The 18,780-nt window shown below is 37.9% G+C and carries 3 protein-coding genes and 1 pseudogene; all 4 read left to right on the top strand.

The features are described from left to right. Positions 1-326 precede the first annotated feature (326 nt). The 4 genes and pseudogenes from A5844_RS04310 to A5844_RS04295 all read left to right on the top strand — a co-directional run bounded on the left by A5844_RS04310 (position 327) and on the right by A5844_RS04295 (position 18,755). Positions 327-6,788 (top strand): hypothetical protein, encoded by a 6,462-nt coding sequence (locus A5844_RS04310; RefSeq protein WP_086284037.1) that lies wholly within the window; start codon positions 327-329, stop codon positions 6,786-6,788. 573 nt (positions 6,789-7,361) lie between these two features. After that, positions 7,362-7,556: a type II toxin-antitoxin system PemI/MazE family antitoxin gene (gene mazE, locus A5844_RS04305; RefSeq protein ID WP_086284036.1), complete on the top strand. Its 195-nt coding sequence runs from the start codon at positions 7,362-7,364 to the stop codon at positions 7,554-7,556. 35 nt (positions 7,557-7,591) lie between these two features. Continuing rightward, positions 7,592-7,916, top strand: a pseudogene (locus A5844_RS14550) (type II toxin-antitoxin system PemK/MazF family toxin). A gap of 801 nt (positions 7,917-8,717) precedes the next feature. After that, positions 8,718-18,755 carry a QWxxN domain gene (locus A5844_RS04295; protein WP_086284035.1) on the top strand — a complete coding sequence of 3,346 codons (10,038 nt, stop codon included), beginning with the start codon at positions 8,718-8,720 and terminating at the stop codon, positions 18,753-18,755. Positions 18,756-18,780: the final 25 nt, after the last annotated feature.

The raw sequence follows: 18,780 nt of genomic DNA, 5'->3' as shown, positions 1-18,780 counted from the left end.
TAAAATGTCGGTGGAAATTACTAACATCCAAAAGTATAGAACTTGCTTTTATTAACTAAGTGATGTTGGTGATTTTTTCTATCTGTGCTATAGAGTTTAGAAGGTTTTTATATTCCGCCTTCACCTTATTTTCTAGTGTTGTTTTGATTCAGCAATAATTGGTAAACTTGCGATAACCATCTGTTCCTTTTTTAATTATGAATTTAAAAACTAATATTTTTAGACAACACCTATATAGAGAAGGGGAGTTTAGAAGGATTTTTTTGGTTGCGCTATACATGTAATAAATCAATCAGCCGTATAATTTCAACAAAGGAGTAAAAAAGATGCCACAGGAATTCAGGATACCATTTAAGCCAAAGAAGTCTGAGATGCCGAAAAAGTCAAGGATGCCACAGACTGCTTCTAGAAGAACTATTGGTCGAAACTACAACCAAATGAATGACAAGAATAAGTCAGGAGATGACCAAAGAGTTTTATACAATGTCTCCAACATATCAGGACGCACACTAACACCCGAAGGAATAAAGCGCCCGGTGGGCTGGATTCATACGTGGGGAACCTTGTTGGCAATGGCCCCACCATTAGATTTTCCCAATCAACAGATGGTCTTAAGAAAATCTCCTCCAGCTTTTGAAGTGAACACATGGATTGATGTAAGAAGAGACGGAAATCAGACAAGAATCCATTCCTTTGTTTCAACCTCCACCATCAATCGTGAGCAAATACAGCCCCCTTTATTTTTGAATACGAACTATACAAGGCCTCACCCATCCTCATCGGTCGCACTACCGTTTACCAGTACTCGTTCTCTTTTTGGCAATCAAACGTTCGATAATCAGACATCGACGACTACGCAACAGGACATCGACATAGTCAAGAGAGCGCATGAGTTAAGTGTTTTTGTTCACCAGAAAGTTCATGACCTCTACCAACTGGTGAATTGTAGCACCGCGAGAAGAACGGATCAGGTGAAGACATGGATCGTCACAGGAGAAAGTGTAGAACAAACGAGTTTTACCACGGTTTGTCAGGGTGCCATCGGTAGATCTGAGGCACAAAATAAGCAAGGCATGAAACAAGAAAGTGAGATTCCTTCTATACCTACTCATCCTGTGACTGACATGAATGTTCAAGAAACTTCTCATTTTTCTGCGGAAGAGGCAGCTAAAAAACTAATTAAGGCCTTTCAAGCTTCTTTTGAAAACAAACATAACGACACAATAGATACCTCAGGTAATGTACATAATCAAGTGACAGAAACATTTTGGAATGGATTAACGGAGCGGTTTTACCAACACGAAAATACAAACTATACCCAAGAACAAGCCCATGGAAGCTCTCTGATGTCGTATTTTGTGGAGTGGTTATTACAAACTTTTTCGGTAGATTATGGAGAACAAGCCCCCATTAACCCACCATCAAAAAAGAATTTAAACTATTCGGTAAAATCGCCATCTGCTAATCCAACAATTCAAACGAAAAAGAAACAACCTGAAGGAATACCAGAGACGGTATCGGAAACCATATTAGAAATGACACCTGAAACGATGGTGGAAAATGAGTCTGTATTGAACCCTGAAAAAGAGGGCTTTTTGCCTCAAATTTGGCAGCTAGCCACAGATTTTTATGGAGTAGTAGATGGCTTTCTCCAACAATCCATCGGCCTCCAGTTTTTAGGCGCCGAAGCCATGCCGTTGCCAACTACTAGAATACCTTCTCTAGAGTTAGAGGAAAACCAATTAACATTTGATGAGACACAGATAAGCGAGACAACTACAGAAAGCAGTCAAGTCAATGGGACGACACTTTATATTGAGGGGGCTGAATTAGAGGTAACGGGAGCTAGCGAAAGTAATGACACTCAGGAGATCAATGAAAAGATCCAAGCATTTTTGCGAGAAAATGCCGATGATCCAACAATGATAGGAGCTCAGGAGACAACGGAAGATTCCGATCCGCCTGAATGGACGAGTGAACAAAAAAAGGATATTCGTAAAAAGCTCGTTGATTTTTTCATGGAAAATGGAATAGCCTGTCAAGAATCTAATGTCAAAGATTTAATAGAGACAGTCGGTGAGTGGGTGCTTCTTGAAGAAGCAACTCCCATAACGGTGGATATGGTGAAAGTCAAACAAATCGCAAAACTACTCTTGGGAATGAACGAAGAGGCAGTAATTTCAGAGGAACAGGCAAGTCTAACTGTCGGAACATGGGTCTATGAAACAATCAAAGACAACCAACCTGTAGCTTTAGCGCTTGTCGCAGAAGCGCCAAAACAACCAGAAGGAACAAGTACACCATCAACAACGAGTAGCTCTCAACTAGCAAGTACCTCTCAACCAACAAGTACAAGCAACAAAGAAAATAACATCGGGGCTGATGGAATTCAATGGCGAGATCCCAATGTGCGAAAACAAGTGGAAGCCTTTTTTCAACGGAAAAAATTACTTTCAGATCACCCAACCAAAGAAGAATTATTGATTGCTATAGGAAAACGAATCACAAAAGAAGAAAATAACAAATTGGTCTTCAATCCTAAAAGAATTCGATCATTGGCAAAAGTGATCCTGAAAGCATTGAAACTTAATAATGGAAAAAACGGGGAGAATATCTCGAACAAAGATGCCGAATTAACGATCATGAAATGGACCTTTGAAACGATAGTAGGAAGTTCGATGGAGGCTTACATGGTCAAAACACTGGTGTCATCTCCTGATATCGATCAATTCACCGTGGGGCGCTTGAGAGATTTATTCACCGTCAGAAACTTGGAAAAAGAAGGATTGATTCAGTTAGATACCCCTACTCTTTCTCAAAAACAGAAGAGGTTCTTTAACAGGTTATGGAATTTTTTACTCCAGAAAGAGTTACCCAACTACTTTCTAGATAGTAGTGGATTAGCGGATGATTTGTTGATTTCTGATTATGCTTCCTTGATGCAGCTAACAGGGGCGAAAATTTTAAAGGAGGGGGGCTATCCTGAGTCGTTCAGTCCAGAAGATAGCCGGTTGATGGGGCAACATTTCTGGGAAACCATCCTTGAAAAAGGAATCACCACCTATGAAGAATTCCGCCATCTTCTAATGCCTTCTCTACTTGCGGTCGCTCAATTAGAACCAGATCTGTTACGAGAGGCATTGGCTACGGGAACCTATAAAGAAGTAGCCATCAGCACATTTATAGGTTACCAAAAAGAAGGCTATTATAAGATTATCGACAATCAAGAAATTCTTGATCGCTTGTATAAAGCCTATCAAAAAAACTTTCTTCAATGGCGTCGAAAAGAGGCATTAGCTACAGCTTTAGCACAGACGTGTCGCGACAAAGGGTCTCTCACTTCTTTTGATGTGATCAAACAAAATTATCTTATAGGTGCAGCAGATCCTTGTCCAGACATTGACTGGCTTCCAACGAAATTAGAAACTAGGTATGCTAAGTTGACGAAAAATGTAGCAGAGGCGTATTTACCACTGGATAAGAAACTGATAGAGTTTGCACTACCCGCCTTCGACAAAGAGGAACGAGCATTTATTTTCTCAGAAGGGACTCATCTATATGAAGCGAATGCCGAATTGAAAAATGAAAGTGACTACATAGAGGAGATACCAGTCACAAGTGGGTCTCCGGCTATCCATTTCTTACTTTCCGTGAGGAAAAAAAAGACCACGACTCTTAATCTAAACAAAACGGATCTGTTTGTGGCGGTCAACGGAAAGGAAGAACGGTGGTATGCGTTGAAACAGTTGGATAGCGAAGGGGGCTATCGTTTTTATCGTGTCAACCAAGATCCTCTGTTATACCTCAAATTTGGATTGTTTGATCAGAAAAATCGTTGGAAAAATGGGTACAAGAAAGAAGGAAATGAGATTCGGATCGGGGATAAACTTTTTACGTTTTCTACTCATGTGAATCGGAGTAAAAAATTATCCCATGGGATTGAGACAGCGCCATTCATTGAAGTACTTAGTCGTAAACATAGTGATCAACTGTATCAACAATTGTACGATTCGGGAAACGACAAAGCGGATCTCGAAAAAGCTTGGGAGGTGGTTAAGCATTTTATTCCTTTTTATGATTGTGTGACAGGGATCATTAACCAAGACACGGAAGAAGCAGTTGTTTCGTGTACGATTGATGCTTTACTCATGATTCCGGTACTCGGTCAAGTCACCTCCCTCAATATGAAATTCGCATTAGGTGTGGCTAGAGCCTTTGCCCGAGGAGGAATTCGCAATGTGATCAGAAGCAGTAGGAGTTTCCTCCCCACCATGGCTGAGATCAGAAGACTTGTGTTGACTTTTGCACAGAATCTTGATCCAGGGTTTGAGCCACTCATAGGTGGAGGGCGGTTGATTGTTCGGAAATTAGTGAAGTTCAAAAATGAATTACACGTAGGTAAGAAAATCAAAGACTTGTTAGAAAGAGTCGAAAAACTGGAGAAGGCGCAAGAAGCGCTAAAAAAATCAATTGAGATGCTCGAGTGGAAGGGCTTGGAAGTGCCGGTGAAAAAAGTGAATGATCATCTGTATATGCGAGTGACGAATCTGGAAACTGCGGAGGTATTTGGCGGTTTATTTATGAAAAAAGGCAATCGCATAGAAGCCTATAGACCCGCCACGTTTACGACTGAACAATTAGAGTTGCTTAATATTTTGGAGAAGAAAATAGATGAAAATCAGATGTTTGTCGTGGGCACTAACCCTAATCCTCAGGCCTATGGCACAGGGGAGATCACAACTGTCAAGAAAGAAGGAGAAGAGACGAAGCGTTTTATTCGAATGAAGGGAAAACTGATTGAAGTGACGATGACAGCCATCAAAGAGCACGGGTTCCGATTGGATGTTTATGCCCCTCATCTTAGTAAGAGCTTCCCAGTAAATTTTAATGGGATAGAATGGTATTTTGAAGCACCGACTTCTCCTTTTGTGACAAAAGAAGTGGAGAAAAAAATCGCAAGCATGTTGGATCAATTTGAAACGCAAAAGAACCCAAATGGACTTTCTGCGCCAGATGAAAAAGGACTGATGTGGAATGAAGCCGGCAGATCCTATGTCAAGATTAAGGATCATTACATTCCGTTGATTTTACTGGATAAGAAGTTAAATCGCTATCATTTGGTGAAAAAGGATTACAATGAATCAATGACGGTGCTGAGATTTGACCCAAAAAAGGGCCAATTTCGTCTTGAAACAGACTTGGAAAGAAAACAAGCAGTAGAAGCTTTACTTTCTAATCGATCCAAGAGTCTAGAACGAGGAGAGAATGGGGGAGCGGGTACTTCCGGTGGGGCAGCAGGACCAAGTACTTCACAAGGAGCAGCTTCACAGATAAATGAAAATATGGTACTTCCACCAGCTAATGAACTTCCACCAGATCCACCTGAACATGCAGAAGATTGGAATAAAATTAGGGGAGCAATCGCTTTTCGAGAAGAATTTGAAATACCGAGAGTTGAAGATGACAGTGTTCCACTTGATGAACTTTCTACTTTTCTTCCAGAAAAATTACCGATTTATTATGCCGATAATGAATGGTTAAAAGAAGGATTTATGGATCATATTATTAAAACTTTACCTTCTAAACCCAAACTTGACTTTCGAGTGTATGTTGGTCTTAACTCAGTTGAAGTGCCAAAATCAATCAAACTGTTTCAGCAAAAACTTGTAGAAGAATTTAAAAAAGCAAAAGAAATTTGTACAGAAGCAAAAGTAACATGTGAGAATTTGTTGAAAAAAGCAATCCTTTCAGAAACTCAGGAAGGAGAATATTTGATCAATATGTTTCAACTGGAAAGTGTGTCAAATAAAGAAGAAATCTTAAAAGAAATCATCAATAGATTGAAATCAATAGCGGAAAAAGGAGAAAATTTTCTTCAACAAACAGCGGATTGGGGTTTTGAAAATATTTGGACCGTCTCTACCGACCTGTTTTATCAAGAGGCCTCACAGGAATATCGTTCACGCTATAATAAAATGCTACAAGCACAGGCAATGGTTCAAAGATATGATCCGGCGTGTAGAATGCTCATTTATGCAGATGCTTTCCACTTGGATCCAGATATCATGCCAAATGAACAAATAAGACCACCTGAACATGAGATAGTTCTACACGAAACTACACATCTTATAGCATCCACGGAAGATGCAGTTCGTTATTATTTTGTTGATAAGAACTTTAGTAAGAGCGGGGAAGATACATTGAAGGACTTTAACGAGATCTACAAAAACCTGTTAGAATCCCCCTCGTTCGAAATTTTTGTGAATCATTTGGCAGAATCTTTGAACATGCCAATGATATCAAAAAAAACCGTAGCAGAAGCGATGAAGAAAATTCCAATGTTGCGGGTAAATTTTCAGATGACTGATGCGGAAATGATTATGATTCTGCTTAGAGATTTCGCCGATAAGAGACAATTTAAACAACGACCGCATGTTAAGCGTAGCGTAAATGAGAAAAAAGAGGAGGAACTAGGGAAAGGAACCATGTTTATATATCTAGCATTGCCTCATATACTTGGTGATGGAATCTTTGAAAGAAACATTCAACTGAATAAGACGCAAGAACTAATCGCAAAAAGAACAACAGATACTGTAGAGACCACAAGAGTAACAACGAATAGGAGTTTCTTAAATCTTGTAACTTCGAGTATTGAAAGAAGCGGCAGCCCCACTCAAATTGCCCTCACTCAACAAGTAAGTACGGAATTGCCAAAAACTACAGTGAAGAAAAACTTACTAGATTATGGAGGTACGAGGGAGAAGGAAATACCAAAGCCAAGTCGATGATGGCATTCAACTAGCCAATAAGCCAGAATCAGAAAGAATCCTTTCCACAACACTGACTGCGTGATGTACGACTTTTATTCATCATGTTCAATAGGGGAATCTGTTATGATCGAAAAAAGATATGGAGATATTAGTGAAAGATGAAAAATTAGAGATAGATCAAAGCTTTTTTCAAGGAGTTAGTCAAAAACATAAATTATAAATTAAGTGCCTAGATTAATCATGAGCGGACACCAAAAAAATTTGTGAGTTTTGAAATCATTTAAATAGGACTAAAAACTTAAAAAGTTTCCTCCCTTGTGTAAGCCATGCTTATCATAAACTCGAAAATATAGATTCAGTTATCCAACATAATATAAAAGAAACTAGTTTAATGCGATTCCAAATCTTAATTAAAAATAATGCAATAGCCTCTCAATATTTAGTTAGAAATTGTTGCATTATTTTTCCCAGTTTATCAAGATAACGGTGACTTTGTGAATACTTCGGTTTTAAATTTTAAACATCGAACAATGGATGATTATTATTGATATACTCAGTATTGCACATAGTTTTATGTTAAAAGGGTAATTAATATTTATTACAAAATCTAGATTGCAAGGAAGTTCTGTAGTTATTACGTTACTAGCTAATAATGGAAAGAAACCGTCAGAAAATCAAGAATACATCGTTGACTATTCTGATGATGGGACAATTACATTAGTTCCAGAAATTGAAGATTCATTTAGTTGTGGAGATGAGGCAGAATACTATGAAAAAGATAAATGAGAAGAGTTAACTTCTGAAGGAAGAGAAATTTTATAATGTCTGGAGAAAAAAATTACATCCCTAAGAATAGGAAAATTATTTGGATTGATCTAGATCTTTCCACAGGAAAAGAAATTCAAAGCGGCGGCCAAAATCGTTGTTTTTCGTTATGAAGTTAACCGTAAAACCATGTTCGCAGCCATTTTCCCGTTTACTTCTATTATCAAAATCGGCTCGTTACATATTACCAGAAGAGTGAGAGACAAAAGGAAAAATACTTAGTTATCAATTAAAATCACTTGATTTTAATCAAAGAAAACTTAAAAATTTGAAAATTTCCCATTACAAGACCTAGCTAAATTTGATCAAGTCATCCAATAGATATTTTAAGTGTCGTAGAATTTGATTACGATGCTTTTTTTATACTGTAAATGACCAAATAAAATGAAAAAAATTTACCAATTAAAAAGAAAAGTGACAAATGTAATAAGGATATTTATTCAGGGTACACCCTTGTCTCTTATACACATCTAGATGTGTAATGATGATAGGTTTAATGATAATGTCACAAATTCTAGAATGATGTTTAGGAACATTTGTTTTATAATCTATATGAAAACGCATTCTATGAAGAGGTGTTTTAATAGTTTCATAGAAAGAAGAAATTAACCTTAGTTATATCTGTCTCTTATACACATCTAGATGTGTATAAGAGACAGCAAGAAATTAATGTCATAAAAAGTATGATTTAAAAGATGTAGAATTGATAACCTTAACTGAAGCAGTTTTGCGATGATGATAGGTTTAATGATAATGTCACAAATTCTAGAATGATGTTTAGGAACATTTGTTTTATAATCTATATGAAAACGCATTCTATGAAGAGGTGTTTTAATAGTTTCATAGAAAGAAGAAATTAACCTTAGTTATATTTGCTAGTTTATTTTCATTCATTAAAGAGGCTTTATTGTAGTTTTTATCTATTTTTCGTTGTCTAGGTTGGATGAACTGTTGCTTTTAAGCTGAAAAAACTGTCACTTTTGAGAAAATGATGCAAGGTTGTTGGGCCAGTTATAGAAACTTGATGGGTGACGTAAAATCATAGACTCTTAGATGCTATTCAAATGAACACTTATACAACAAAATAGTCCTATAATAAATTTTAATAAAGGAGTGAAAAAGATGCCACAAAAACCAAGGGCACTACTGAAATCAAATATATCGAAAAAGGCAAGGTTACCACAAGCTACTTCTAGAGAAGCAATTGGAAAGGAAAATAACAAACGCAATGATAAGAATAAGTCAGGGGATGACCAAAGAGTTTTAAACAATGTCTCCAACATATCAGGACACACTCTAACACCCAAAGGAATAAAGCACCCAGTAGGCTGGATTCATACGTGGGGGACCCTGTTGGCGATGGTTCCACCATTAGATTTTCACGATCAACAGAGGCTCTTGAAAAAAACTCCTCCAGCTTTTGAAGCGACTACACGGATTGACGTGAGAAGGAACGGGAATCACACAAGGATCCATTCCTTTGTTTCAACCTCCACCATCAATCGTGAGCGAATCCAGTCCCCATTATTTTTGAATACGATCCATAACAGGACTAACTCATCCTCGTCAGTCGCACTACCTTTTGCCAATGCTCGTTCGCTTTTTGGCAATCAGACGTTCTATCATCAGACATCAACTTCTACACAATCGGCTATCGACATAGCGAAGAGGGCCCATGAATTGAGTGTTTTTGTTCACCAAAAGGTTCACGACCTCTACCAACTAGTAAATTGTACTACCATGGGAAGGACGGATCAGGTAAACACATTGATCTTCACAGGAGAAAGTGTGGAACAAACGAGTTTTCAAACCATTTGTCAGGATGCGATGGGTAAAGCTGAGACACAAAACAACCAAGGAATGAAACAAGAAAGTGAAATTCGCCCTTTTTCTACTGATACGATAACTGATAGAACCGTTCAAGAGACCCCTCATTTTTCTGCGGAAGAGGCAGCACACAAACTAAGTAGAACCTTTCAAACTTCTTTTGAAAACAAGCACAACACCACAATAAATCCCCTAAACCATGTACATAATCAATTGTCAGAAACATTTTGGAATGACTTGACTAAGCTGTTTTACCAGTTTTTTTCCCAACATGAACATACAGTTTCTACTCAAGAAAAAAAAGAAACAAGTGAATCGTTGCTGTCCTATTTTGCTGATTGGCTACTGAATGCCTTTTCATTAAACTACGGGGAAAATATTTCCAATCATCGCCAATCCCAAAAGGACCTCCAAGTACCAATGAGGACTCACCTGACGGACAACTCGCTCCCAACCCAAACATCGAAGAAGAAAAAGCAAGAAAATAATTCTCAGGAACTAGCTTCAGAAATGGTTCCAGAATCGGCGCCGAAAGCCACGACAGCATTGTCCCCAGAAGAAGAGAATATTTTGCCCCAGATCTGGCATTTGCTAGAGAATTTTTATGGAAGGGTGGATGGGTTTCTCCAACGCTTCAATTTCGATATATTCCCACGCTTAGGTGCTGAGGCAGCAGTGCTACCTGCGACTGTTTCTGAAGAACTGATCTTACACTCTTCTAAAGAACTTTCGGCAGAAACCGTTGCGAAAATAAAGCAAATTATGAAGGCATATCTGGATCATAAGCCTTCTAATGAACCGAATACCGTTCCTTTCCCTCCTTTTTGGTATGATCATGAAACGTTTCAATTGCGTCATAAAATACAAGTGGTCAACCAAAAAGTCAAAGACTATTTGTGTGGGCAAGGGGTTTCGTGTGACGGATTATCAGGAGTTGAATTACTCGAGGCCGTAGAGAAATGGGAAGAAAAAGATGGTCTGGAGACTAAAATGAGCAGGAGAAGACGCCTCGCTAGTGTTATCCGCAAAGCTTCCGGGCTTCAGAATATAGATCTGAAATATACAAAAGCAACATATATCCTTTTCCAATGGAGAAATAATAATATCTTTCAAGGCTATACATTTGAAGATCAGCAACAACCAACTCTGAAAGAATCTCAACAAACAATTTTAGAAGAACCTGTGACGATTGAAGTATCCACCGCAAGCACTCAAAAGTATCAGACGATAAAATCGATGATTCCGCTACCATCGGTGGTAATGGATCCACAGTTACAGTGTTCTGAAGACATTTCTAGAGAAACAAGATTAAAATTGTATAATATTGTTTCGACGTATATGAATGGTCAACAACCACAAGAGTCGGTACCTAAAAATTTACCATCCTTCTGGTATGACTTAAAGGTTTTTGAAAAGCGTGGAGAGGTTGAGACAGTCAATCAAGCAGTACATCAGTTTCTTTGTCAAAAAAAAGTGAGATGTCCCCATATGTCTGGACAACAATTGCTTGTGACTGCTCAGAACTGGGGGAAAGAGGAGGGGGCAGAGAGTGAAGCTATAAAAAGAAAACAAGTCGCCAATATCATTCTTAAGGCTTCCAGTCTTCCGCCTCGAGAGTTGACTGATACAGATGTAGCAGCCATTATAATGCAGTGGCAAGATAATAATATCTTTAAAGGGTATCAATTTAAAGATATTGAGCAAACGCATACTGAAGCAACCGTAGCATCGAAAGGAATTCCGACAAGTAAGACTGTTACGCTAAATGATACTCAGTCAAGTACGCCGGCACCTATGAGACGGTTAAAAAAAGGAGAAGGGGGGAACGTTTCACCGTCAAGTATGTCGACGAAGCTACCCATTGAAACAAGTTCTGTTCAACAGCGAGTGACGGGATCATCCATTTCTACCACTCAACCTTCGAATACATATGAAAAAGTCTATGAGGATAATCTGAAAAAATTCAATAGTATTATAAGCGCTTTCTTTGAAGGGAAATCCTCTCAAGTATCAACTTCTGAGATATTACCTGCTTATTTTTTTGAAGATGCGAAAGAAGTGTATAAAAAACGTCATGAGACATTAAAAGTCAATGATAAGGTCAAAAAATTTCTCTGTGAACAAAAAGTTCCATGTGAAGGATTATCTATTCTTCAATTAATTACTGCTACACAAGGTTGGATAAGGAAAGAAGGAAAGGAAGCAGAGGGAGCCAGAAGTAAACAGGTCGCCGACACTATTCTTTCCAGTTTGGGACTTTCTAATCAAGAGATAACAGAAAAACAGGCAAATGCCATTTTCATGCAATGGCGAAACAATAATATTTTCAAAGACTTCAAGTTAGGCGATATCCCTTCACATGGGGGTACACCGATCAAAAATAGTGAACTGGTTGGAACACTTACTGCTACTAGACTGCATTCTTACGGAGTGCTTTCTTTCGAAGTAGCGTCAACCATGAACGAAATGCATGTGGCTTATTTTGATAAGCGTCCTTTAACTATGTCCATTCACAAACCGCTCATCCCCTTCTGGTATGATTTTACGCTTTATCAAAAGCGAGATAAAACAGCAAAGGCTAACGAATCAGTCAAACAGTTTCTATACAAACAACAAATTTCGAGTGAAATTTTGACAGCTCAACAGACAGTTATGGCTGCGCATAAATGGGTCAATAACAAACAAACAGATGCAGATATTTTAGAAAAACAAAAAAAGCTTGCGCCATTCATTCTTGAAGGCTATGGCATTGTTGGGCGAAATCTTTCAGATACGGATGTAGCCAACACAGTACTGCAATGGGAAAATAATAATATTTTCAGCGAATATACCTTTATTGAACTCAAACAATCCTCATTAAATGAAAGTCAATTCCGTAATGAGACCCTTACAGAAAATAGTGAGATGAAGGTGGTACCAGATACGATTACGGACCCTGACTTAGAATTAGTCCATAAAGCTATTGAAGAAATTGTAAATGACGTGAGTCCATTAACCATTCCACAAGAGTCGTTACCAATTTTTTATTATCACTTTCCTCTATTTCAAAAACGAAGTGAAACGGCTGCTGTGAATAAAAAACTAAACGAGTTTTTTACCAACGAAGGAATCGAGATCAAAGATTCCTCTATCCATGAGTTAGAAAAGGGACTACTACAATGGGTTGAAAAAGAGGACAAAGATAAAACCGAAAGAGAGCAGTTTTTAACGTACTTCATCCTAAAAGCCTATGGTGTGGAAGATATTCGTCTTGGGGAGTTTCTGTCGTCTGTAAAAATACAGGCAATCTTTAAGCAGTGGAAGGTCAATACGGTACTTGCTGGACGTACTTACAAGGAAATCACTCGTGAAACGATTCATCATCAGTTATCCAAAGCAGAAAATCCGTTGATGATACACTTCAAAGAACAGAAAAAAGAAAGTGATCAAATATTTGCCGATTTTATCCATGATCGCCCTGCAAAAATTCCCAAGAATCATCCAGTTAATACGATTTATTACAATCTAGACCTGTTTGAAAATCGTGAAGCCACACCAAAAGTAAATACTGCTGTTAGAACATTTCTTCTTGGAAAAAAAGTTTCTTTTAGCGACCAATCTACCAGTGAATTGGTTAGAAAGCTACGAGAATGGATTCTGGAAGAACCTAAATATCCAACGATTATCGAAAGAGAAAAAGAAGTTGCAGTGTTACTTCAAAAGGAATATGGCCTCGAAGAAAGAACAATGACAACGAATGAGGCACGTCTTTTTTTACTTCAATGGGAAAATAATAATGCACAAGTTGGCTATACTTATCAGAAAACCAATGCTTTTGATGTGGTTCAAGTCAGTGAAGTTGAAACGGCGAAGGAACAAAAACAAAAGCTTGAGACATTTATTAATGAGAACAATGCCAGTCTTTCTAAAGAAGTTTCTAGTGAGATAAGGAAAGAAAGTCAACCTAAATTGAATGAAGAACAAAAAGAGATAGTCCGTAAAAGAGTCGTTTCTTTTTTAATTAGCAAAGGAGTTGACTGTGAGAAAGATGATCCAAATACATTAGTGAAAAAAGCATCACACTGGATGTTGCTAAAGGGTGGAGACGAAGAGATAGTCAATATAACTAAATTGAAAGAATTAGCAAAGATAATCCTGAATGATGGAACAGTAGGGGGGATTTCAGAGAAAGACGCTCAAGACACTGTCATCAACTGGATGCTGTATACGGTAGTGGAAAAAAGTTCTCAGTTGAGTATTACTGAATCTCCGAAAAAAAGCCAACCTACACTGACTGAAGAACAAAAAGAAATCATCCGTAAAAGAGTCGTTTCTTTTTTAATTAGTAAAGGAGTTGACTGTGGGAAGGATGATCCAAATACTCTAGTGGAGAAAGCGTCAAAGTGGACATTGTTAGAAGGCGAAGGCGAAGAGATAGTCAATATAACTAAATTAAAAGAATTGGCAAAGATAATTCTTAATCGTGGGACAAAAGAGATAATTTCAGAGGAAGAAGCCCAAGACACTGTCACTAACTGGATGATGTATACGGCAGTAGTTAAAAATTCTCAGTTGCGTTCTACTTCTGGACCTTCAAAAGAAGTTTCTACAGAAGAGACGAGTACGGTACCATCAATAATTACAGAAAAACAAAAGTCTAAATATGAGGTGAATGATTGGCGAAATCCGAACATCAAAGTACAAATTGAACAATTTTTCAAACAGAAGAAATTACTAACTGATAATGTAACGAAAGAAAAGCTTCTGATTACGATGGGGAAATGGTTTACAAAAGAAGGCACAGGAGTAGTCCTTGGACATGATGAGCTCCAATCACTAGCGAAAGTGATTCTGAAAGAATTAAAGTTTTATGCCGGAGAAGGAAAAGAGGAGATCTCCGATAAGGATATTGAATTAACGGTGATGAAATGGGTATTCGAGAATGTACTAGGGAGTTCGGTTGAAGTCTATGCAGTAAAAAACATCTTGGCAGCTTCCAATCCAGCTGAATTTTCGATTGGACAAATTAGGAGGTTGTTTGAAGTGGATGAGTTGAACAAGGCAGGAGTTCTTGCTTTAGATACGCAAGGTTTTTCAGATGAGGAGAAAATTACTTTTAAAAAGTTATGGGTACTGTTTGTTGAAAAGACGTTACCAAATTATTTTCTTGAGACAAGTGGGCTTGCAGATGAGCTGTTGATTTCTGATTATGGTTCTTTAACACAGTTGATAGGGGCGAAATTATTAGAAGATGAAGGCTATCGTTCTCAGTTCAATCAAAGTGAAATTCGAGCATTGGGAGCCTATTTTTGTGATACAATTGCTCACAAAGGTTTGGATAACCTCGAAGAACTTCGCTACATCCTGATGACTGCATTGCTCGCTGTAGCTCAGCTAGAACCTGAATTATTACGTAAGTCATTAGAGAAAGGAAACTATAAAGAAGTTGCACTTAACACTTTTATAGGATACTGGAAAAAAGGCTATTTCCAGGTTCTTTCTACTCAAGAGAACATTAACGAATTATTCCATATATATCAGAATGCTTTGCTTCTATGGCGCCGAAAACAAGCACTAGTAAAAGGGGTAGCTAAAAAGTGTCAAGATGAGGGATCTCCTACTATCTCTTTAATTTTGGAACAACGATACCTTGGAGGATCAGAACCTTGTTCTGACCACTTCAGACCTCCCAAATTAGAAGATTTTTATGTTTCATTAACTAAATCGGTATCAGAAGCCTATTATCCACTGGACAAAAAATTGATTGAAATTGCTATAAAAATGATGAATTATAAAGAGTTAGCTTTTCTTTTTTCCGCTGATACCCATATTTACGAGGGGAATGTTGAGCTGAAAGATACGATTGACGGCCGTTCTGACGGTTTACGCAAAGGAGATATCCCCGCTGTCTTTCTTACAAAAGCAATGGAATGGAAGAATACAGTTTTCAAACTAGAACAGACGGATCTGATTGTAGCGGTTCGTGGGAATGAAGAGCGATGGTATGCATTAAAAAATTGGGAGGAAGGGGGCTATGTCTTTTATCGAGTAGACAAAGATCCACTATTATACCTCAAGTATGGGCTGTTTAATCAAAAAGACAAGTGGAGTAAAGGCTACCAAAAAAAAGGAGAAGCGATCAAGATTGGGGTTAGCTATTTTACATTTTCTACTCGTGTGAATTATAGTAAAAAAATATCGCAAGGTACTGACGAGCAATTGTTGATTGATGTACTTAGCCAAACACATAGAGACGACTTGTATGATAATCTTTATGAATTGGGGAATGACAAAACAATTTTAGAAAAAACTTGGAATATAGGCAAACATTTCATCCCTTTTTATGATTGTATAACAGACGCAGCCAAGAAAAAAGTAGCAGATGCGATTCCTTCTTGTACGATAGATATCGTCTTGTTGATTCCAGTACTTGGTCAGATCACCGCCCTCAATACAAAATTTGCTTCAGGTGTGGCTAAAGCCATTATGAAGGGAGGAATAAGAAATGCAATACATCGATTTCCTCGCTATGCCCCTAAATTTGCCGAACTCAAGAATGTTCTAAAAAGTGTCGTTCGTTATGTTGACCCTGGATTGGAGTTGGTAACTGGTGGAGGAAAACTAATTACTAGAGGATTAGTGAAAGGAAAAAGATTTTTTGTGACAAATGAGGTAAAAAATGTTTTAGAAAAATTGGAAAAACTTGAAAAGGGATCATATGATTTAGCCCAAGGAGTAGAAATGATTCGCATGGCAGACAATGGCCCAGAAGTTGCAGTGAGATGGAAAAAAAATCACCTATATTTGAGAGTGACGAATATTAAAACCGGAAATGTATACGGTGGGTATTTTGTAAAAAAAGGGAATCAATTAGAAGTTTTTAGGGGGCAGGCTTCATTTACAGACGAACAAATTGTTTTAATCTATCGTCTATCAGTTGACCTAGATAATATTACTGCAGTTGAACCTAATGTGAATCCCAAAGCTTATGGTGAAGGGCAAATCATAACTGTCATAAAAAAAGGAGAAGACACAAAGTATTTTATTAAAATGAGGAATAAAAATATCCCAGTACGAATCACGGCGGTTGAAGGTCAAGGTGTGCGTTATGATGTATTGAGTGGAGATAGGGTTTATCCAGTGAATTATAATGGCGTAGAGTGGTACTTTGAAGCCTCAACTTCTCCTTTCGTAACGAAAGGATTGGTAGAAGAAATCTCTAAAAAAATTGATGAGTTTGAATCATTGAAGGACCCCACCCCCCTTTCCCCTCCTTATGAGCGAGAGTTAATGTATGATAAATCAGGAAGGACCCACATCAAGATCAATGATCACTATATTCCTCTTATCTTATTTGATAAAAATAATGGGCGTTACCATTTAGTGAAAAAAGATGTGGACGCACCAATGATGGTATTGAGGTTCGATTCGAATAATGGCGGATTTAGGATGGAAACCATCAGGGAGAAGAAAGAATTGGGTCTGGCTATTCAAGAGGATATTCTTGAGCGGAGGGGAAAAGCTCTTTTTAAATGGAAATCTGGATCATCCAAAACTTCATCTGAAGATGCTTCCCAAGGTTCACCGAGTACCTCCCATGAATCACCAGGTACTTCCCAGGGTTCATCGAGCACCTCCCATGAATCAGTACCAGGAACTCCACAGGAAGTACCAGGCACCTCAAAGGAAGCCATCCCCAAAGTTCTCCTTGATGAACCCTATCCTGAACTTCCCACGGCACCAGCTAATTGGGCGGAATGGGTGAAATTTAAACATGCAAAACGGGATGTAGGACTGAGAAAGTTTATAGGACATAGCAGGGTGGATCTTAGGACACTCTCAACCTTTCCTCCAGAATGGCAAGCTTACTATCTAGATGATGAAACTTTGGTCATAAAACGAGTTTACGAGGAAATTGATAAGAATTTTTATCCTAGACCTAAGTTTGAGGTATTTGTCGGCCTCGATTCAACGAATGTACAAGATTATTTCAAACCATTTCAGGTGGAACTTAGGGAAGATTTTAAGAAGGCACAAAAAAAATTTGAATCGGCAGTAGAATTGTATGAAAAACTTTTGAAAGAGAAGAACCTCTCAAGTACGAAAGAAGGGGGATATCTGATCCAAATGCTCAAACTGCAAGATGTTCCAGAAAAAGAAGCAATCCTAAGAGAAAGTGTCATAAGACTGAATAGCTTATCGAAAAAGGGGAGCGTTTTTCTGAAAATGTCGAAAGACTTAGCCTTTCAAAATGTCTGGACCTTGTCGACGGAATTGATTTATGATGAGAAAGTACAGAAATACTATTCTTCGGTTGAACACACGATTACAACTGAGGCATTTACGTTAAGAAAGGATTCGGAGTGTCGCATCTTTATTTTTGCAGATGCGTACTATCCTAATCCCAAGCTTAAAAAAAACCGTCCATCTGGTCCAGATGCAGTGATGCATGAAGTCACACATCATGTGATAGATTCAGAAGATTTAGTGAAATACCCACAGGCGAAGTTGGGATTAAGAAACAACGGAAAAAAAATACTGGAAATTTACGACCAAAAATATCCGGAGCTGATAAAAGAAGATTCCCAAGTATTGCTAAATTATGGGTATGAATTAGCACATGCACTAGAATTATCCGAGGATTATTTAACACCAGAGATGCTCAAAGCAGCGTTAGAAGCAAACCACACCTTACGTGCTCACTTCCAGTTAACGGACGCGGAAATGTTGATGGCCATTATCAGAGATCATGTGGAAGGAAGAGCCTTTGATGCGAAAATTCTTGCGAAAAGAGATACCAATAATAATGCCCAACTAGGGAATGGAGACCTGTTTACGGTCCAAGCATTGTCTTATGTAAGCGGGTCTGTAAATTTTAAGCGAATAATGCAACAAAATAAGATACAAGAACAAACAACCGACATTCCCAATTTAACAAGTAGTGCAACTAGCCAAAGTAATAAACCAATAAGTGGGAGTAGAAAGAAGAGAGAGGTAGGGTCAACTGCTATAGAACCCACAAAGAATGTAGTTAATCAAAGATTATTAAAACTTATAAATAAAAGTATAAAAAGAAGTAACCATCCCAATCAATATGACTCCGATCAGCTAGTGAGGACGAAACACCCAAAGAATATAGCGAAGAGAAGTGACTTAAATCTCGTGTCAGAGAATGCCGAAAACAGTAACAGAATATCTCAAATTACCTCTGATCAGCTAGTAAATAATAGTGACACAAATAATAGTTTCTTAAATCTTTTATTCGCTAGTAAAAAAAGAAGTAGCGAAATCAACCAAACGGTATCTATCCAACAAGTAAACAAAAATCTGATAGAACTAGCTGCGCAACATTGATTTCAAAATATATCTTACGAGAAAA

Origin of the sequence: Candidatus Enterococcus wittei (assembly GCF_002140175.1) — a bacterium.
Taxonomy (GTDB): Bacteria; Bacillota; Bacilli; order Lactobacillales; family Enterococcaceae; genus Enterococcus_B; species Enterococcus_B wittei.
Note: the sequence above shows the minus strand (reverse complement) of the source record. Positions and strands in the feature narration are given on the sequence as shown.